General features: G+C 70.3%; 15 protein-coding genes. 1 reads left to right on the top strand and 14 read right to left on the bottom strand.

Features of this window, described 5'->3' with window-relative positions:
* Positions 1-15: 15 nt before the first annotated feature.
* Complete coding sequence (locus tag ACZ66S_RS28675; RefSeq protein WP_469904432.1) at positions 16-1,608, bottom strand: TraR/DksA family transcriptional regulator; 1,593 nt, start codon at positions 1,606-1,608, stop codon at positions 16-18.
* Positions 1,609-2,195: 587 nt separating this feature from the next.
* On the opposite strand from ACZ66S_RS28675, the gene ileS reads away from it, so the two are divergent.
* On the top strand, positions 2,196-5,327 hold the full coding sequence (ileS, locus tag ACZ66S_RS28670) for an isoleucine--tRNA ligase (protein WP_469904431.1): 3,132 nt from the start codon (positions 2,196-2,198) through the stop codon (positions 5,325-5,327).
* A 161-nt stretch (positions 5,328-5,488) separates the two neighbouring features.
* On the opposite strand, the gene ACZ66S_RS28665 is transcribed toward ileS, so the two are convergent.
* The 13 genes from ACZ66S_RS28665 to ACZ66S_RS28605 form a co-directional block, all read right to left on the bottom strand.
* Positions 5,489-6,673 (bottom strand): DivIVA domain-containing protein, encoded by a 1,185-nt coding sequence (locus ACZ66S_RS28665; protein WP_469904430.1) that lies wholly within the window; start codon positions 6,671-6,673, stop codon positions 5,489-5,491.
* A 52-nt stretch (positions 6,674-6,725) separates the two neighbouring features.
* Positions 6,726-7,016, bottom strand: coding sequence for a YggT family protein (locus tag ACZ66S_RS28660; protein WP_053847334.1), 291 nt, complete (start codon positions 7,014-7,016; stop codon positions 6,726-6,728).
* A gap of 50 nt (positions 7,017-7,066) precedes the next feature.
* Positions 7,067-7,708: a cell division protein SepF gene (locus ACZ66S_RS28655; protein ID WP_469904429.1), complete on the bottom strand. Its 642-nt coding sequence runs from the start codon at positions 7,706-7,708 to the stop codon at positions 7,067-7,069.
* Between the two features lie 129 nt (positions 7,709-7,837).
* Positions 7,838-8,557, bottom strand: a complete 720-nt coding sequence (locus tag ACZ66S_RS28650; RefSeq protein WP_469904428.1) for a YggS family pyridoxal phosphate-dependent enzyme — start codon at positions 8,555-8,557, stop codon at positions 7,838-7,840.
* Positions 8,558-8,563: 6 nt separating this feature from the next.
* Positions 8,564-9,292 (bottom strand): peptidoglycan editing factor PgeF, encoded by a 729-nt coding sequence (gene pgeF, locus ACZ66S_RS28645; protein WP_469904427.1) that lies wholly within the window; start codon positions 9,290-9,292, stop codon positions 8,564-8,566.
* Positions 9,289-10,485 carry a cell division protein FtsZ gene (ftsZ, locus tag ACZ66S_RS28640; RefSeq protein ID WP_469904426.1) on the bottom strand — a complete coding sequence of 399 codons (1,197 nt, stop codon included), beginning with the start codon at positions 10,483-10,485 and terminating at the stop codon, positions 9,289-9,291. Before ftsZ ends, pgeF begins: the two co-directional genes overlap by 4 nt.
* A gap of 287 nt (positions 10,486-10,772) precedes the next feature.
* On the bottom strand, positions 10,773-11,567 hold the full coding sequence (locus ACZ66S_RS28635; RefSeq protein WP_469904425.1) for a cell division protein FtsQ/DivIB: 795 nt from the start codon (positions 11,565-11,567) through the stop codon (positions 10,773-10,775).
* 19 nt (positions 11,568-11,586) lie between these two features.
* Positions 11,587-12,681, bottom strand: coding sequence for an undecaprenyldiphospho-muramoylpentapeptide beta-N-acetylglucosaminyltransferase (gene murG / locus ACZ66S_RS28630; protein ID WP_469904424.1), 1,095 nt, complete (start codon positions 12,679-12,681; stop codon positions 11,587-11,589).
* A 6-nt stretch (positions 12,682-12,687) separates the two neighbouring features.
* A complete protein-coding gene (gene ftsW / locus ACZ66S_RS28625; RefSeq protein WP_469904423.1) occupies positions 12,688-14,049 on the bottom strand; it encodes a putative lipid II flippase FtsW in 1,362 nt (453 codons plus the stop codon).
* Between the two features lie 20 nt (positions 14,050-14,069).
* Entirely contained in the window at positions 14,070-15,503 is a 1,434-nt protein-coding gene (murD, locus tag ACZ66S_RS28620) for a UDP-N-acetylmuramoyl-L-alanine--D-glutamate ligase (protein ID WP_469904422.1), read from the bottom strand.
* Entirely contained in the window at positions 15,485-16,558 is a 1,074-nt protein-coding gene (gene mraY / locus ACZ66S_RS28615) for a phospho-N-acetylmuramoyl-pentapeptide-transferase (RefSeq protein ID WP_469904421.1), read from the bottom strand. Before mraY ends, murD begins: the two co-directional genes overlap by 19 nt.
* The gene (locus ACZ66S_RS28610; RefSeq protein ID WP_469904420.1) at positions 16,555-17,970 is read right to left on the bottom strand and encodes a UDP-N-acetylmuramoyl-tripeptide--D-alanyl-D-alanine ligase; all 1,416 of its coding nucleotides are present in this window, start codon (positions 17,968-17,970) and stop codon (positions 16,555-16,557) included. The genes mraY and ACZ66S_RS28610 overlap by 4 nt, the downstream gene beginning before the upstream one ends.
* 4 nt (positions 17,971-17,974) lie before the next feature.
* On the bottom strand, positions 17,975-19,504 hold the full coding sequence (locus ACZ66S_RS28605) for a UDP-N-acetylmuramoyl-L-alanyl-D-glutamate--2,6-diaminopimelate ligase (protein WP_469904729.1): 1,530 nt from the start codon (positions 19,502-19,504) through the stop codon (positions 17,975-17,977).
* Positions 19,505-19,713 lie beyond the last annotated feature (209 nt).

Here is a 19,713-nt window from a genome sequence, read left to right as displayed (position 1 = left end):
CGCCGCCGAGCACCCTCAGTACCGGCGTTCCTGCTTCTGCTTGCACTCCACGCACAGGGTCGCGCGCGGGAAGGCCTGCATGCGTGCCTTGCCGATGGGATTGCCGCAGTTCTCGCACAGCCCGTAGGTGCCGGCGTCGAGGCGTCCGAGGGCGCGCTCGGTCTGGGTGAGCATCTCGCGCGCGTTGGCCGCGAGGGCCATCTCGCTCTCGCGCGTGATGTTCTTGGTCCCGGTGTCGGCCTGGTCGTCGCCCGCGCCGTCCCCGGAGTCCCGCATGAGCCCCACCAGGGACTCCTCGGACGTGGAGATCTCGGTGCGCAGCCGCAGGGCCTCGGCCGTCAGCTCCGCGCGGGCCTCCGCGACCTCCTCGGGCGTCCACGGGTCCTCACCCGGGCGCACCGCGAGTTCGCCGGGCTCCGCCGCGGCGACACGCGCGTTGGGTAGGGCGGACTTCGCCGCTGTGGCCGTGCCAGGGGTCTTCTTCGCAACCACGGTCGTGGCTCCCGTCTGCTTCGCGGCCTCGGCCGCGCCCGCCTTGTTGGCCGTGCTCTTGCCGGCCGCCCTCTTCGTGGGGGTGTGCTTCCCGGAGGTGCCCTGCCCGGCGTCCCCCTGCGGGACACCGGCCTCCGTGGCGACCGTCTCCTCGACCGCGCTGTCCTTCACGGCCGTCTTCTTCCCCGCGGCCTTCGCCGCAGCCGCGCTTTTGGACGCGGCCGTGCTCTTGGCCACGCCCTTGGCCGCACCCGTGCTCTTCGGCGCGGCCGTGCTCTTGGAGGCTGCCGCGCTCTTGCTCGCGGCCGTGCTCTTGGACGCGCTCTTCTTGGTGACCGCCTTCTTCTTAGTGGCCGCTGCCTTCTCGGCCACGGCGGCTTCCCCGGCCGCGGGCTTCCCCGCAGCCGCCGTCTCCGTGACCGCGGCCGCCTCGGGTCCCCCCTTGGCGCCCGCAGCCGTCTCACCGACCGCCTTCTTGGCCGCCGCGGTCTTCCCGGCGACCAGCTTCTCCGCAGCCGCCGTCCCGGCACCCCCGCTCTTCTTGGCCGCCCTCTTGGCGCCCGCAGCCGTCCCGCCGACCGCCTTCTTGGCCGCCCGCTCGACGCCCGCAGCCGTCTCACTCACCGTCTTCTTGGCGACGGCGGCCTTCTCGCCCACCGCCTTCTTCGTGACCGCCTTCTTGCCGGCCGTCTTCCTCGCTCCCCCGGTCTGCTTCGTGACCGAGGCCCTGCCGACGCCCTTGGTGGTCTCCGCCGTCCCGCCGACCCGCGGCTCGGCCGCCGGTCTCCCTGCCGAGACCTCTTCCTCGGCCGTCTTCGCCATAGCCTTCTCGGCATCCGCACGCGTGCCCCCGGCCCCGGCACCCGCACGCGTGCCCTCCCCCTCGCCTCCCGCCCGCGTGCTCTTCACGGCGGCCTTCTTCGCCACGCTCTTCGCGGCTGCCCCGACCGCCTTCACGGCCTTGGCCGCCACGCCCTTGCCGGAGGACGTGGAGGACGCAGACCCCCCGCGCGCGCTCTTCTTCCCGCCCGCGTCCTTGGCCTCGCCACCGGAGGCACGGGCATGTGTGGACCGGCCCGACGCCGACTGCTGTACGGCGGTCTTCTTAGCCACCATGCCGCGGCCCCTTCACATATTGTGATCTTGCTCGCGAATCGTGCTGGGACGATAAATCGACTTGAGTCCCGCGGCAACGGGGCACGCCGCCCGATTCGCCCGCCCCACGCGCGCGGGGCGGGAAGCATGCATGCGTTGTGCCCAGCTCCCCGCCGGGTAATCCGCCGGACCGTCCGTCCCGGAATCCGAACAGCCGTGCCGCTCCATTCGGGTCACCCCGGGCCCCGCGAAGGCCCCCGCCCCCGGCCCCGGAAATCCGGTCGGCCACTGTCCCCGGGGCGCCGTACACTGGGCGCAGCGAGAAGCGTGGATGGGGACGAGTAGCGGCGTACGCAGCCCAGAGCGACCCGGGGACGGTGGAAGCCCGGGGGCGAGCGCGACGTGAAGATCACCCCGGAGCCGCCGGAAGAACCCCCAGCAGGGGGCGTAGACCCGGCATCGCGACCCCAATGAGGGGGTCCACCGACGCACACGAGGCGTCGGCGGGCCAAGGAGGGTGGTACCGCGGGAGCGCGCCGAGACCGGCGTAGAGACAGAAGCTCTCGTCCCTCCGGACGGAAGGCAGCACATCCGCCGGAGGAAGACTGATGACGCAGTACCGCCAGGTGCCCGCCCAGGTCGACCTGCCCGCGCTCGAGCACGCGGTGCTCGACTTCTGGCGCGAGCAGAAGATCTTCGCCAAGACCCTGGAGCAGTCCGAGGGCCGCCCCGAGTGGGTGTTCTACGAGGGCCCGCCCACCGCCAACGGCATGCCGGGCGCCCACCACATCGAGGCCCGCGTCTTCAAGGACGTCTTCCCCCGCTTCCGCACCATGCGCGGCTACCACGTGGCCCGCAAGGCCGGCTGGGACTGCCATGGCCTCCCGGTGGAGCTGGCGGTCGAGAAGGAACTCGGCTTCACCGGCAAGAAGGACATCGAGGCGTACGGCATCGCCGAGTTCAACGCCAGGTGCCGCGAGTCCGTGACCCGCCACACCGACGCCTTCGAGGCGCTCACGACCCGCATGGGCTACTGGACCGACCTCCAGGACCCGTACCGCACGATGGACCCCGAGTACATCGAGTCCGTCTGGTGGTCGCTCAAGGAGATCTTCAACAAGGGCCTGCTGGTCCAGGACTACCGCGTGGCCCCCTGGTGCCCCCGCGACGAGACGGGCCTGTCGGACCACGAGCTGGCGCAGGGCTACGAGACGATCGTGGACCCTTCCGTGTACGTCCGTTTCCCGCTCACCTCCGGTCCGCTCGCCGGCCAGGCCGCGCTCCTGGTCTGGACGACGACCCCCTGGACCCTGGTGTCCAACACGGCGGTCGCCGCGCACCCGGAGGTCACCTACGTCGTCGCCACCAACGGCGAGGAGACGCTCGTCGTCGCCGAGCCGCTGCTCGCCAAGGCGCTCGGCGAGGGCTGGGAGACCACCGGCCAGTCCTTCACCGGCGCGGAGATGGAGCGTTGGACCTATCAACGTCCGTTCGAGCTCGTGGAGTTCCCGGAGCCGGCCCACTACGTGGTCAACGCCGAGTACGTCACGACCGAGGACGGTACGGGCCTGGTCCACCAGTCCCCCGCCTTCGGTGAGGACGACCTCAAGGTCTGCCGCGCCTACGGCCTGCCCGTCGTGAACCCCGTCCGCCGTGACGGCACGTTCGAGGAGGACGTCCCCCTGGTCGGCGGCGTCTTCTTCAAGAAGGCGGACGAAAAGCTCACCGAGGACCTCCAGCAGCGCGGCCTCCTCTTCCGGCACGTCCCGTACGAGCACAGCTACCCGCACTGCTGGCGCTGCCACACCGCGCTCCTCTACTACGCGCAGCCGTCCTGGTACATCCGCACCACCGCCGCCAAGGACCGTCTCCTCCAGGAGAACGAGAACACCAACTGGTTCCCGGAGACGGTCAAGCACGGCCGCTTCGGCGACTGGCTCCAGAACAACATCGACTGGGCGCTGTCCCGCAACCGCTACTGGGGCACCCCGCTGCCGATCTGGCGCTGCGAGGACGACCACCTCACCGTCGTCGGCTCGCGCGCGGAGCTCACCGAGCTGACCGGCACGGACCACTCCGAGCTGGACCCGCACCGCCCGTTCATCGACGACGTCACCTTCGCCTGCCCGCAGTGTCGGAAGACGGCCACGCGCGTGCCGGAGGTCATCGACGCCTGGTACGACTCGGGTTCGATGCCGTTCGCGCAGTGGGGCTACCCGTACAAGAACAAGGAACTCTTCGAGTCCCGCTACCCGGCGCAGTTCATCTCCGAGGCCATCGACCAGACCCGCGGCTGGTTCTACACGCTGATGGCCGTCGGCACCCTGGTCTTCGACAAGTCGTCGTACGAGAACGTCGTCTGCCTCGGCCACATCCTCGCCGAGGACGGCCGCAAGATGTCCAAGCACCTCGGCAACACCCTGGAGCCGATCCCGCTGATGGACCGGCACGGCGCGGACGCGGTGCGCTGGTTCATGGCGGCCGGCGGCTCCCCCTGGGCGGCCCGCCGGGTGGGCCACGGCACCATCCAGGAGGTCGTCCGCAAGACGCTCCTGACGTACTGGAACACGGTCGCCTTCCAGGCCCTGTACGCCCGTACGTCGAACTGGGCGCCCAGCGAGGCGGACCCGGCCCCGGCCGACCGCCCGGTCCTGGACCGCTGGCTGCTGTCCGAACTGCACGCGCTGACCGACCAGGTGACCCAGTCCCTGGAGGCGTACGACACCCAGCGCGCCGGCAAGCTCCTGTCGGCGTTCGTCGACGACCTGTCCAACTGGTACGTACGCCGCTCCCGGCGCCGCTTCTGGCAGGGCGACAAGGCCGCGCTGCGCACCCTGCACGAGGTCGTCGAGACGGTCACCAAGCTGATGGCCCCGCTCACCCCGTTCATCACCGAGCGGGTCTGGCAGGACCTGGTGGTGCCGGTCACGCCGGGCGCCCCCGAGTCGGTGCACCTGGCCACGTGGCCGGAGGCGGACCTGTCCGCCATCGACCCGGAGCTGTCGAAGCAGATGGTCCTGGTGCGCCGGCTCGTCGAGCTGGGCCGCGCCACGCGCGCGGAGTCGGGCGTGAAGACCCGTCAGCCGCTGTCCCGGGCGCTCATCGCCGCGATCGGCTTCGACGCCCTCGACCGTGAACTGCACGCGCAGATCACGGACGAGCTGAACGTGAGCGCGCTCGCCTCGCTCAGCGAGGTCGGCGGCAGCCTGGTCGACACCACGGCGAAGGCCAACTTCCGCGCCCTGGGCAAGCGGTTCGGCAAGCGGGTCCAGGACGTGGCCAAGGCCGTCGCCCACGCCGACGCGGCCGCGCTCTCCCTCGCCCTGCGCGAGGGCACCGCGTCGGTCGAGGTCGACGGCGAGAAGGTCACGCTCGCGCCCGACGAGGTGATCATCACGGAGACCCCGCGCGAAGGCTGGTCGGTGGCGTCCGACTCCGGTGCGACGGTCGCCCTGGACCTGGAGATCACCGAGGAGCTCCGCCGAGCGGGCCTGGCCCGTGACGCGATCCGGCTGATCCAGGAGGCCCGCAAGAACAGCGGCCTCGACGTGGCCGACCGCATCGCCCTGCGCTGGACGGCCACCGATCCGGCGGTGATCGCGGCGCTCGACGAGCACGCGGGGCTGATCTCCGACGAGGTCCTGGCGACGGACTTCGCCCAGGGGGAGGCGGACGACACCTACGGTACCCCGTTCACCGACGAGGGCCTGTCGCTGACGTTCCGTCTGCGCAAGGCGTAGCAGGCACAGCACGACGAAGAAGGCCCGGTCCCCCGCGTGGGGGCCGGGCCTTCCGCATGCCGCCGACACCGTGATCAACCCGCGTAAAAGGGCGAGACCCCGGATCGGAATCCGGGGTCTCGCCCTGAACGCTGCCGACGCCTAAGGCGTGGGGGAGGCCGTCAGTTGTCGTCCTCGTCGATGAGGAAGCCACGCATGGGCGAGGGAGCCTGGCCCATCGGACCGGGACCCTGCGGCCGCACCGGCGCCATCGGCTGGGTCATCGCGGGCGACATCTGCTGCTGGCCGCCGTAGGACGGAGCGGCCGGTGCAGGACCGCCGCCCATGCCGCCCGGGTTGCCGCCGTACGACGGGGCACTGGCACCGGCCGGAGCCATGGAAGGCGCCGGGGACGGCGGCAGCGACGCGGTCGCCGGGGTGCGCGGGGGCGCCAGCGAGTCGTCGGCCTGCGTTTCGAGCTGACGCAACTGGGACTCCAGGTACGACTTCAGACGCGTGCGGTACTCGCGCTCGAAGCCGCGCAGGTCCTCGACCTTGCGCTCCAGCGTGGCGCGGGCGGACTCCAGGGAGCCCATCGCGACGCGGTGCTTCTCCTGCGCGTCCCGCTCCAGGGCGTCGGCCTTGGCACGGGCGTCGCGCTCAAGACCCTCGGCACGCGAACGCGCCTCGCCGACGATCTTGTTGGCCTCGGAACGGGCCTCGGCGATCGCCTGGTCGGCGGTCTGCTGGGCCAGCGAGAGGACACGGGCGGCGCTGTCGCCACCGGGGCCCTGACCGGGGCCGCCCATCGGACCGCCCATGGGGCCGCCCATCGGGCCACCCATCTGCTGCTGCATGGGCGGCTGACCGCCCATGGTGCCCTGACCCATCGGGCCCTGGCCCATCGGACCCTGACCCATCGGACCCTGGCCCATCGGACCGGGACCCTGCGGGCCGCCCTGGCCGCCGCCGGGACCGGCGGGCAACTGCGGCGCACCGCTCGGCAACTGGGGCGGGCCACCCATGGGGCCACCCATCTGCTGCTGCGGCGGACCGGATATGCCGGCGGGGACGGGGGCGCCGGGACCGGGCCCACGCATGCCCTGCTGCGGCATGCCCTGTCCGGGCATGCCACCCTGCTGCTGGTCCTGCTGCTCGGGAGGCTTGCGCATGTTCTGCTGGTTCTGGGCAGCAGCACGCGTCGCCGCGGCCAGCTTGGCGCGCAGGTCCTCGTTCTCGCGCAGCAGGCGCGTCAGTTCGGCTTCGACCTCGTCGAGGAAGGCATCGACCTCGTCCTCGTCATAGCCTTCTCGGAGGCGGACGGTCGTGAACTGCTTGTTCCGCACGTCCTCGGGGGTCAACGGCATCTCTTCACCTCAACGTAGTCATCGGCAGTCGGCAAGACCGTATCGTCCACAGTCACCTCGCCAGGTTTCCCATGATGGAGATGAGGATGTAAACGATGATCATCAGCACGAAGAAGGACAGGTCGAGCGCCACGCCCCCGAGACGCAGCGGCGGGATGAACCGCCGCAGAAGCTTCAACGGTGGATCGGTGACAGTGTAGGTGGCCTCCAGAACGACCACCATCGCCTTGCCGGGTTGCCACGAGCGGGCGAACTGGAAGACGTAGTCCATGACCAACCGGAAGATGAGCACGATGAGGAACACCATCAGCGCGATGTAGATCACCTGCGCGAACACGCTCATGGTCTGTCTTTCCCTCTCCCCTGTTCATACTTCGTTCCGGTTGTTGCTTCTCAGCTCTGGTTGAAGAACCCGCCCTCTGCGATGCGGGCCTTGTCCTCCGCCGTGACATCGACGTTAGCAGGCGACAACAGGAACACCTTCTGCGTCACCCGCTCGATGCTGCCGTGAAGACCAAACACCAAACCGGCCGCAAAGTCGACAAGTCGCTTGGCGTCTGTGTCATCCATCTCAGTCAGATTCATGATCACCGGGGTGCCCTCACGGAAGTGTTCCCCGATGGTACGGGCCTCGTTGTAGGTCCGGGGGTGAAGTGTGGTGATCCGGTAAGGCTCTCGTTCCGACACGACCTTGGGCATGATCACCGGTGCGTTCTTCTCCAGGCTTGCGCGCTCTTGTGTGATGGATGCCACGGGCGCGATGCGCGCTGGACGCACCGATTCCGCGGCGAGCGAAGAGGATCGGGGCACCGGCTCGCGCGGCACAGAGGACTGCACCACTCTGACCGATTCATCCCTTTCAGGCTGAAGTGCCTGATGTGACTGGTGAGACGGCTCATGCCGTCGACGGTCCCGCTCGGGCTCCGGGTCCAGTTCCGGTTCGAAGTCGTCGTCGGGGTCGAAACCGCGGCCGTCGTACCCATCGTCCTCCACGAGGCCGAGGTAGACCGCCATCTTGCGCATCGCGCCGGCCATTCTCTGAGTCCTCCGCTCTGTGGTGGATCGGCTGACGACTGCCAAGTGCCCGCGATCCACGAGGTCGTTATGACCGCCTTTCGGCGGTAATGACCATATTTTCTGCTGTGGTCCGACTTCCTGGCGACGTTACCCGAGCCTGGGGCGGACTCCGAGTACCGCGGTGCCGACGCGCACATGTGTCGCTCCTGCCGCCACGGCCTGTTCGAGGTCCGCGCTCATCCCTGCCGAGACCATGTTCGCAGCCGGATGGGCTCGGCGCAGGTCGGTCGACAAATCCATCAACCGCTCGAACGCCGCCTGTTCGCGTCCCGCGTACTCCCCGGTGAGCGGAGCGACGGTCATCAACCCGTCGAGCCGCAACCCCGGAGCCCGGGCCACGAGATCGGCCAACTCCTCGACTCCGCCCGGCGCCACGCCACCGCGCTCCCCTCGCTCGCTCGCACCCGCGTCGAGGGCGACCTGGATCAGGCAGCCCACCTCGCGCTCGGCCTTCACGGCCTCCTTGGAGAGAGCCGTCACCAACTTCGAACGATCGACGGACTGCACGAGATCCGCGTAACCCACAACAGATCGCACCTTGTTGGTCTGCAATTGGCCAACAAAATGCCAAGCAAGGGGCAGATCCGAGCATTCGGCGGCCTTGGGGGCCGCGTCCTGGTCCTTGTTCTCGGCGACATGGCGCACACCGAGCTCGGCGAGGATCCGCACATCGCTCGCGGGGTAGGTCTTGGTGACCACGATGAGGGTCACCTCCTCCCGCCCGCGCCCGGCGGCCGCACACGCGGCGGCGATGCGCTCCTCCACCTTCGCCAGATTGGCGGCGAGTTCGTCCTTACGGTCCGTCATGCCCCATCAGTCCAGCCAGACATATCCCGCGAGTCGCCCCGTGGTGCGATCGCGGCGGTACGAGAAGTGGTCGCCCGACTCCCTGGTGCACACCGGCGACTGCCGCCGGTCGCGCACCCCGAGCCGGTCGAGCTGGGCGTGCACGCCGGCGGTCACGTCGACCGCCGGAGTGCCCCAACTCGTCTCGGCGTGCGCCGCGGGTTCGACGGCGGCGACCTCGGCGCGCATCTCCTCGGGCACTTCGTAGCACCGGCCGCACACGGCGGGGCCGGTGCGGGCGACGATCCGGGCGGGATCGGCGCCGAGTCCGGTCATCGCGCGTAGCGCGGCCGGCACGACTCCGGCCACCATGCCGGGCCGGCCGGCGTGGGCCGCCGCGACGATCCCGGCGACCGGGTCGGCGAGCAGCACCGGGGTGCAGTCGGCGGTGAGGACGGCGAGGGCGAGACCGCGCTCGGCGGTGACGACCGCGTCGACCCGGGGCACCGGCTTGTCGCCCCACGGCTCCGAGACCACCACGGCGTCCGCCCCGTGCACCTGGTTCATCCAGACCACCCGGGCCGGGTCGAGACCGAGCGACTTGGCGGCCAGTTCCCGGTTGGTCCCCACGGCCTCGGGGTCGTCGCCGACCGCCCCGCCGAAATTGAGCTCCGCATACGGAGCGGCGCTCACCCCGCCCCACCGGTCGGTGAAGGCGAAGTGCGCGCCGCTCACGCTCTCGCGCTGTCCTATCACTTCAGGAAGTCCGGCACGTCCAGCTCTTCGGCCGCGCTGTCGGAGTAGCTCCGCGACGGCGGGACCGGCGGGGCGACCGGGAGGTCGGCGGCCGGCTCGGGCGCGGGCTCCGGGTCCTCCTTCGGCGTGACGCTGCCGAGCGAGCCGAAGGACGGACGGCTCTCGGTCGGCCGTACCGGAGTGGGCTCCTCGCGGCGGGGTGCGGCCGAGGAGGAACCCATGACCGTCTCGCGGCGGGCGGGCGGCTGGCCCCCGTCGAAGCCGGCGGCGATCACGGTGACGCGGACCTCGTCGCCGAGGGCGTCGTCGATGACCGCGCCGAAGATGATGTTGGCCTCGGGGTGGGCGGCCTCGCTGACGAGCTGGGCCGCTTCGTTGATCTCGAACAGGCCGAGGTCGCTGCCGCCGGAGATGGAGAGCAGCACGCCCCGGGCGCCGTCGATGGACGCCTCAAGCAGCGGCGAGGAGATCGCCATCTCGGCGGCGGCCACCGCGCGGTCGTCGCCGCGGGCCGAGCCGATGCCCATGAGCGCCGAACCGGCCTCGGACATGACCGACTTGACGTCGGCGAAGTCGAGGTTGATCAGGCCGGGCGTGGTGATGAGGTCGGTGATGCCCTGGACACCGGAGAGCAGGACCTGGTCGGCCGACTTGAAGGCGTCGAGCACCGAGACCTGGCGGTCCGAGATGGACAGCAGCCGGTCGTTGGGGATGACGATGAGGGTGTCGACCTCTTCGCGGAGCTCCGCGATGCCGTCCTCGGCCTGGTTGGCGCGGCGCCGGCCCTCGAAGGTGAACGGGCGGGTGACCACGCCGATGGTGAGGGCGCCGAGCGAGCGGGCGATGTTGGCCACGACGGGCGCGCCGCCGGTGCCGGTGCCGCCGCCTTCACCGGCCGTCACGAAGACCATGTCGGCCCCCTTGAGGACCTCCTCGATCTCCTCGCGGTGGTCCTCGGCGGCCTTGCGGCCGACGGCCGGGTTGGCGCCGGCGCCGAGTCCGCGGGTGAGTTCGCGGCCGACGTCGAGCTTGACGTCGGCGTCGCTCATCAACAGCGCCTGCGCGTCGGTGTTGATGGCGATGAACTCGACGCCCTTGAGACCGACCTCGATCATCCGGTTGATGGCATTGACACCACCGCCGCCGACACCGATGACTTTGATGACTGCGAGGTAGTTCTGCGGTGCTGCCACGTCGAAGGCCTCTCGCCTCGAGTTACGTGTCGTCGGACCGGTGAGGCACTGCTGCCTCGCGATCCGCCGACTGATGCCGAATGGGACGGTCCGTAGCGCCGACCCGAACCCTAACGCTGAAGTTTAGGGTTACCAGTGTGTCTGTTCCCTGGAGTCTTCTGAACAGGACACTAAGTCGACAAGTGGCGCACGTTCAACGAACACGCCGAACCTCCCGTTTTTCTTTTCACCCTATGTGATCAGCCGTAGCAGTGCCCAACCAGGGTGCTGGCCTGCGCTGATGTGCGTCAACTCCCCGCTGACGCAGGGGCGGTGGGAACGCTGACGTCGAAGTGCCGCGCATCGGGGGCGGCTTTCATGAGAGCGGTGAGCGTACGGGCCTTCGCAACGCCCTTCTCGCTGCTCCCCCACGAGACGGTGCGACCGCCTCTCAACTCCAGCGAGATGTCGTCGTAGGAACGCACCTTGACCGACCGGGTCGCGCGCGCGACGTCGACCGGGATGTCTCCCGCCACCAGCACCGCCTCGCGCACCAGCCGGGCCTCGCCGAAGCGGCGCAGGCTCGCGGCGCGGGTGTCCGGCCGGGAGAGCGCCAATTCCAGTGCGGGGACGCCTTTCGGGGCCTCGGAAACCGTGGCGAATCGGACACCGTCATCGTCCACTTCGACAAAGTTTCCGCCCTTTTGGACAAGCAGAACCGGAGTACGCTCAGTCACTTTCAGCTCGATTCCATGGGGCCAGGATCGAGTGACGTCAACCGCGTCAATTCGGGGCAATTTCCGGCGAAGTCGGGCCTCGATCGCCTCGGTGTCGACGGAAATCAGCGGCGAGCCCTCCGGGACGTCGGCGGCCTCGCGGACCTGTTCCGGGGTCAGCACCAGGGTTCCCGAGACGGAGACGCGTTCGACGCGCAGCCACTGGGAGCCGTACAACAGCCAGACGGTGCCCGCGGAGAGCAGCACGAGCGCCACCGCGAGGATGATGATCGTACGAAGCCGACGCAGCCTCAACCGCCGGACGGGAGGCGGGCCGGACGACTCCTGCTGGCGTTCACCGCGCTCGGCGGTCGTCGATCCGGCCACGCGCACTCCCTCTTCCTGGCTACTGGCGTCGGTTCGAGGCGATCGCCTCGTACACCATGCCGACGAGCAGGTCGTCGGCGTCCCGGCGGCCGAACTCGGCGGCGGCGCGGGACATCTCGTACAGCCGGTGCGGATCGGCGAGCACGGGCAGGACCTGCGCCCGTACCCAGTCGGGCGTCAGTTCCGCGTCGTCGACCAGCAGTCCGCCGCCGGCCTTGACCACCGGCTGGGCGTTCAGCCGCTGTTCGCCGTTGCCGATGGGCAGCGGGACGTAGGCGGCCGGAAGCCCGACGGCGGAGAGTTCGGCGACGGTCATCGCGCCCGCGCGGCAGAGCATCATGTCGGCCGCGGCGTACGCGAGGTCCATCCGGTCCAGGTAACTTACCGGGATGTAGGGGGGCATCCCCGGCATCTGCTGCACATGCGGCAGTTCGTTCTTCGGGCCGACCGCGTGCAGGATCTGGATCCCGGCCTGCTGGAGCCAGGGCGCGACCTGCTGGACGACCTCGTTGAGGCGCCGGGCGCCCTGCGAGCCGCCGGAGACCAGCAGCGTCGGCAGGTTGGGGTCCAGGCCGAACAGCGCGCGGGCCTCGGGGCGGGCGGCGGCACGGTCCAGGGTGGCGATGGTGTGGCGCAGCGGGATGCCGATGTAGCGCGAGTTGCGCAGCTTGCTGTCCGGCGTGGCGACGGCGACCTGGGCGGCGTACCGCGAGCCGATCTTGTTGGCGAGGCCGGGGCGGGCGTTCGCCTCGTGGATCACGATCGGCACGCCGAGCCGCTTGGCGGCCAGGTAGCCGGGCAGCGCCACATAGCCGCCGAAGCCCACCACGGCGTCGGCCTTGGTGCGCTCCAGGATCTGCTCGGTGGCCTTGATCGTGCCGCGCAGCCGGCCCGGGACGGTGATCAGCTCGGGAGTGGGCTTACGGGGCAGCGGGACGGCCGGGATGAGCGCGAGCTCGTAGCCGCGCTGCGGGACGAGCTTGGTCTCCAGGCCCCGCTCCGTGCCCAGGGCCGTGATCCCCACGGTGGGGTCCTGCCTGCGCAGGGCGTCCGCGAGGGCGAGCGCGGGCTCGATGTGGCCGGCGGTCCCCCCACCGGCGAGTACGACATGCACCGAAATTCACCGCTCTCCGGACGAACGCGCCGTTCGGGCACGCCGTCGCATCGTGTTCCATCTCCGAGGCCCCCGTGCCGGCACGGCGCCTCCCGCCCGCTTTCTACCAAAGCGGGGTTGCCGCATCGAAAGCGCCGCCCGCGCAGCGGGATCGTCACGCGCGAACGCGATCAGCAACCCGATGGCGAACATGGTCGGCAGCAGGGCGGACCCTCCGTAGGAGAACAGCGGGAGCGGGACGCCGGCGATCGGCAGCAGACCGAGCACCGCACCGATGTTGATCACTGCCTGAGCGGTGATCCAGGTGGTCACGCCTCCCGCGGCATACCTCACGAAGGGGTCCTCCGTGCGTCCGGCCACGCGGATACCCGCATAGCCTAGAGCCGCGAAGAGAGCGAGTACCGACAGCGTCCCCGCGAGGCCCAGTTCCTCACCGGTGACGGCGAAGATGAAGTCGGTGTGGGCTTCGGGGAGTTGGCCCCATTTTTCCACACTCGCGCCGAGCCCGGAGCCGAAGATCCCGCCGGAGGCGAGGGCGTAGATGCCGTGCACGGCCTGCCAGCAGTCGGCGGCCCCCGCCTTGGGCTCGGTGGCGCCGATGCAGGCGAGCCGGGCCATCCGGTTGGGGCTGGTCTTGATGAGGACGAACCCGATGAACGCGGCGACCGACAGCACCCCGACGAACAGCCGGGTCGGCGCCCCCGCGAGCCAGAGCAGGCCGAACAGGATCGCCGTCAGGATGATCGCGGTGCCCATGTCACCGCCGAGCATGATCAGCCCGAGCAGCAGGAAGGCGACCGGGACGAGCGGCACCAGCATGTGCTTCCACTGGGTCAGCAGCTTCTTGTCCTGCTTGCGGGCGAGCAGGTCGGCCGCCCACAGCACCAGGGCGAGCTTGCCGAACTCGCTGGGCTGGATCTGGAAGGAGCCGCCGAGCGAGATCCAGTTCTGGTTGCCGTTGACCGACATCCCTATCCCCGGCACCTGCACCAGGGCCATCAGGAAGACCGCGCCCGCCAGGATCGGGTAGGCGAGGGCCCGGTGCAGCTTGACCGGCATCCGGGAGGCCACCAGCAGCAGGACGGTGCCGATGACGGCGGCCAGGAACTGCTTGCGGAAGAAGAAGGATCCCGGCAGCGACATCTGCAGGGCGGTGATCTGGGAGGCCGAGTACACCATCACCAGGCCCAGCACGGTGATCAGCAGGCTGCCGCCGAGGATCAGGTAGTAGGCGGTCAGCGGCCGGTCCCAGGCCTTCCGCGCACGCGTGTAGAGCCGCTGTACGGCGTTCTCGGGCGAGGACCGGGCGGCGGCGGGGCGCCGGGACGCCCGCTGCACGGGCGGCCTGCCGGTACGGCTACTGGGCATCAACGCCTCCGCTACGTCGGTCAGGAGCCGAGTTCGCGAACCGCCTCCGCGAACGCGTCACCGCGCTTGTTGTAGTTGGCGAACATGTCCATCGAGGCACAGGCCGGGGCCAGCAGCACCGTGTCACCTGCGACGGCGAGGCGTGAGGCCTCCTGGACAGCCGCGAGCATCGCCCCAGTGTCGGTCCGGTCGAGGTCCACCACGGGTACTTCCGGGGCGTGTCGCGCGAGGGCTTCACGGATCAGGGCGCGGTCCTGGCCGATGAGCACGACCCCGCGCAGCCGCTTCGCCGACTTGGCGACCAGCTCGTCGAAGGTCGCGCCCTTGGCGAGGCCGCCCGCGATCCACACGATCGACTCGTAGGCCGCCAACGAGGCTTCCGCCGCATGGGTGTTGGTGGCCTTGGAGTCGTCGACGTAGGCCACCGAGTCCACGTCGGCCACGTGCGAGATGCGGTGGGCGTCCGGGGTGAAGTCCCGCAGCCCGTCCCGTACGGCCCTGGCGGGCACCCCGAAGGCCCGGGCGAGGGCCGCCGCGGCAAGGGCGTTGGCGATGTTGTGCGGGGCGGGCGGGTCGACGTCGGTGACCTCGGCGAGCTCCTGGGCGTTCTTGTGCCGGTCCGCCACGAAGGCCCGGTCGACCAGGATGCCCTCGACGACGCCGAGTTGGGACGGCCCCGGGGTGCCGAGGGTGAAGCCGACGGCCCGGCAGCCCTCCTCGACGTCCGCCTCGCGCACCAGGTCCTCGGTGGCCTTGTCGGCGACGTTGTAGACGCAGGCGACCCGATTGCCCTCGTAGACGCGGCCCTTGTCGGCGGCGTACGCCTCCATGGAGCCGTGCCAGTCGAGATGGTCGGGGGCCAGGTTGAGCACGGCCGCGGAGTGGGCGCGCAGCGAGGGCGCCCAGTGGAGCTGGTAGCTCGACAACTCCACGGCCAGGACGTCGTACTGCTCGTCGCCGAGGACCGCGTCCAGCAGGGAGACGCCGATGTTGCCGACGGCGGCCGTGCGCAGCCCCGCGGCCTTCAGGATCGACGCCAGCATCTGGGTGGTGGTCGTCTTGCCGTTGGTGCCGGTGATCGCGAGCCAGGGGGCCGCGTCGGGGCCGCGCAGCCGCCAGGCGAGCTCCACGTCGCCCCAGATCTCCAGACCGGCCGCACGGGCCGCCGTGAAGAGCGGCTTGTCCGGCTTCCAGCCCGGCGCGGTGACGACGAGTTCGGTGCCCTCGGGCAGGGTCGCGCCGTCGCCGAGGCGCACGGTGATGCCGAGCGCCTCCAGTTCGGCGGCCTGCTCACGCGCGCGTGCGTCGTCGCCGTCGTTGACGACCGTGACGTGCGCCCCGCGCGCGTGCAGCGCCTTCGCCGCCGGGATGCCGGAGACACCGAGCCCGGCGACGGTGACGTGCTTGCCCTGCCAGTCGAGGTGCTCCGAGGAGGTCACTTTTCTGCTGCCCATCCCGCGTAGAAGAGACCCAGGCCGACGATCACACAGATGCCCTGGATGATCCAGAAACGGACCACGACGAGGACTTCGGACCAGCCCTTGAGTTCGAAGTGGTGCTGGAGCGGGGCCATCCGGAAGACGCGCTTCCCGGTGAGCCGGAAGGAGCCGACCTGGATGACCACCGACATGGTGATGAGGACGAACAGACCGCCCATGATGGCGACCAGGAGTTCGGTGCGCGACAGGATCGCGAGACCGGTGAGGACACCGCCGAGGGCGAGCGAACCGGTGTCGCCCATGAAGATCTTGGCCGGCGAGGTGTTCCACCACAGGAAGCCGAGGCAGGCACCCATCAGCGCGGACGCGATCACCGCGAGGTCGAGCGGATCGCGCACCTCGTAGCAGGCGTTCGGGTTGGTCAGGGTGCCCGAGTTGGCGCAGGACTCCTGGAACTGCCAGACGCCGATGAAGGTGTAGGCGCCGAAGACGAGGACCGAGGCGCCGGTGGCGAGGCCGTCCAGACCGTCGGTGAGGTTCACGCCGTTCGACATCGCGAGGATCATGAACAGCGCCCAGACCACGAACAGGATCGGGCCGATCTTCCAGCCGAAGTCCGTGATGAACGACAGCTTGGTGGAGGCCGGGGTGTTGCCGCGGACGTCCGGGAACATCAGCGCGAGGACCGCGAAGCTGATGCCGACGATGAGCTGGCCGGCCATCTTCGCCTTGGCCCGCAGGCCCAGCGAACGCCGCTTGACGATCTTGATGTAGTCGTCGAGGAAACCGACCAGGCCCATGCCGCACATCAGGCCGAGCACCAGCAGGCCCGAGTAGGTGGGCGGGTAGCCGGTGATGACCTTGGACAGGAAGTAGGCGACGACGGTCGCCAGGATGAAGGCGATACCGCCCATCGTCGGCGTACCGCGCTTGCTGGCGTGCTCGCGCGGGCCGTCGTCCCGGATGTACTGGCCGTAACCCTTGCGCGCGAGCAGCTTGATCAGCAGCGGGGTGCCGACCAGGGTCAGAAACAGGCCGATGACTCCTGAGAACAGGATCTGCTTCATCATCGGGCGGCAACCTCGCCCTCGGCGTCGAGCAGCGCCTGGGCGACGCTCTCCAGGCCGACCGACCGCGACGCCTTCACGAGGACGACGTCTCCCGGGCGCAACTCACTGCGCAGCAGGTCGACCGCCGCCTGTGCGTCGGACACGTGCACCGACTCCTCACCCCACGAACCCTCGTTATATGCGCCCAGTTGCAGCCAGGACGCTTCCCTGCCCCCGACCGCGACGAGCTTGCCGACATTGAGCCGGACGGCGAGCCGTCCGACCGCGTCGTGCTCGGCGAGCGCCTCGTCCCCGAGCTCGGCCATCTTGCCGAGCACCGCCCAGGTCCGGCCCCCCTTTGCCTGTGAGGCTTTGCCCATCGCTGCGAGTGCGCGCAAGGCCGCTCGCATGGACTCGGGGTTCGCGTTGTAGGCGTCGTTGACGATGGTCACGCCGTCCGGGCGCTCGGTGACCTCCATACGCCAGCGGGAGAGGGAGCCCGCCTCGGAGAGCGCGGTGGCGATCTCGGTTGCGGACATGCCCAGCTCATGGGCGACGGCGGCCGCGGCGAGCGCGTTCGACACGTGGTGCTCACCGTACAGGCGCATGGTCACTTCGCTTGCACCGGAGGGTGTGCGAAGGCTGAAGGCGGGCTGTCCGGTGTCCGTGAGTCGCACGTTCTCGGCGCGAACGTCCGCTTCGTCGGACTCTCCGAAAAGGAGCACCTTCGCCTTCGTACGGGACGCCATGGCCCGTACGAGCGGATCGTCGGCGTTGAGCACCGCGGTGCCGTCCTCCGGCAGGGCCTCCACGAGTTCGCCCTTGGCCTGCGCGATCTGCTCGCGGCCGCCGAACTCGCCGATGTGGGCGCTGCCGACGTTCAGGACGAGACCGATCTTCGGGGGCGTCAGATCCGTGAGGTAGCGGATGTGGCCGATCCCGCGGGCGCCCATCTCCAGGACGAGGAACCTCGTCTCCTCGGTGGCGGTGAGCGCGGTCAGCGGCAGCCCGATCTCGTTGTTGAGCGAGCCGGGCGTGAACACCGTCGGGGCCTTGCTCCGCAGCACCTGCGCGATCAGGTCCTTGGTGCTGGTCTTGCCGGCCGAGCCGGTGAGGGCGACGAGGGTCGCGCCGAGCCGTCGTACGACATGGCGCGCGAGGGCGCCGAGGGCCGTCTGGACGTCCTCGACGACGATCGCGGGCACGCCGACGGGGTGCTGGGCCAGCACGGCCACCGCGCCCGCCCGGACGGCCTGTTCGGCGTAGTCGTGGCCGTCGACGCGCTCCCCCACGAAGGCGGCGAACAGACTGCCGTCCGCCACCTGCCGGGAGTCGATGACGACGGGCCCGTGCACCTGCGCCGACGGATCCGGTATGTCGTGGGTCTGCCCGCCGACGACTGAGGCGATCTCGGCGAGAGAGAGGGCGATCACAAGTTCATCCCTGGGTCTTCTGGATGGCTTCTCGAAGCACCTGGCGGTCGTCGAAGGGACGGACCACCCCGGCGATGTCCTGGCCCTGCTCGTGGCCCTTGCCCGCGACGAGCACGGTGTCACCGGGCTGCGCGCGGGCGACGGCTGCGGCGATCGCGGCGGCCCGGTCCTCGAAGACCTGGACCTCGCCGCGTTCGTGTGCTGGTACGGACGCCGCGCCCTCGAGCATGGTTGCGAGGATCGCGAGCGGGTCCTCGGAGCGGGGGTTGTCGGAGGTCAGTACGGCGGTGTCGGCCAGGCGGGCCGCGGCCGCGCCCATGGGCCCGCGCTTGGTCGTGTCGCGGTCGCCGCCGCAGCCGAGCACCACGTGCACCCGGCCCTCGGTGACCTTGCGGAGCGCCTTGAGCACCGACTCGACCGCGTCGGTCTTGTGGGCGTAGTCCACGACCGCGAGATAGGGCTGCCCGGCGTCCACGCGCTCCAGGCGGCCCGGCACCCCCGGGACGGCGGCGACGCCGTCGGCGGCGGTCTGCGGGTCCAGGCCGGCCGCGGCCAGGGCGACGATCGCAGCGAGGGAGTTCGCCACGTTGAAGGGGCCCGCGAGCGGCGACCGGGCGCCGATCCGCTCGCCCTTGGGGCCGATCACGGTGAACGTCGAGTCCATGGGGCCGACTTCGACGTCCGCGGCACGCCAGTCGGCGTCGGGGTGGCCCTCGGCCGAGTAGGTGACGACCGGGACCGTGGCCTCCTTGACGAGCCGGCGGCCGTACTCGTCGTCGAGGTTGACGACGCCGAGACGGCTGCGTCTCGGCGTGAAGAGCTGAGCCTTGGCCTGGAAGTAGTCCTCCATGTCGGAGTGGAACTCCATGTGCTCCGGGCTGAGGTTGGTGAAGACGCCGATGTCGAAGACGCAGCCGTCGACCCGGCCGAGGACCAGCGCGTGGCTGGAGACCTCCATGGCGACCGCCTCGACACCGCGCTCGCGCATGACCGCGAACAGGGCCTGGAGGTCGGTGGCTTCGGGCGTGGTGCGCTCGGACTTGATGCGCTCGTCGCCGATGCGCATCTCGACGGTGCCGATCAGACCGGTGGACCTGACCGCCTTCAGACCACCCTCGACGAGGTAGGCGGTGGTGGTCTTGCCGGAGGTGCCGGTGATCCCGATCTGGAGCAGGTCCTCACCGGGGTGGCCGTAGATCGTGGCGGCCAGTTCGCCCATGCGCGCCCGGGGGTCCTCGACGACCAGCACCGGGAGCCCGGTCCCGGCGGCGCGCTCGGCTCCCGTCGGGTCGGTCAGCACCGCGGCCGCGCCGAGGCCGAGGGCCTGGGTGACGAAGTCGGCGCCGTGCAGACGGGCTCCGGGCAGGGCGGCGTACAGGTCGCCGGGGCGGACGGCGCGCGAGTCATGGGTGATGCCCGTGATCTCGACCGTGTCCTTCGGGGGCTCCGGCGCGGCGGCACCCAGTTGATCGGCGAGCTCCGCGAGGGGTGTGGCGGAGACCCGGACCGGCCGGGGCGGTCCCGGATAGGTCACGGGTGCGCCCTTCTGGGTGGTTTGGGACTGATCAGCGTGTGGCACGGCGGTGAGCGTACCGGGCGCACCCGCCTCGGAGCGAAGTGAGGGGCGGCGGCCGCCCTGGTTCCCGGAATCGGAGGTGATCGTCGTCACGAGGTGGTTCCTGGTGGCCTTTCCGAGGTGCTGAGGTGTGCTGCTGAGCTGCTGACGGTGTGCTGGGGCGCCGA

This window comes from Streptomyces sp. NPDC107471, assembly GCF_055582845.1.
This window is presented reverse-complemented; position numbering and strand designations above follow the sequence as displayed.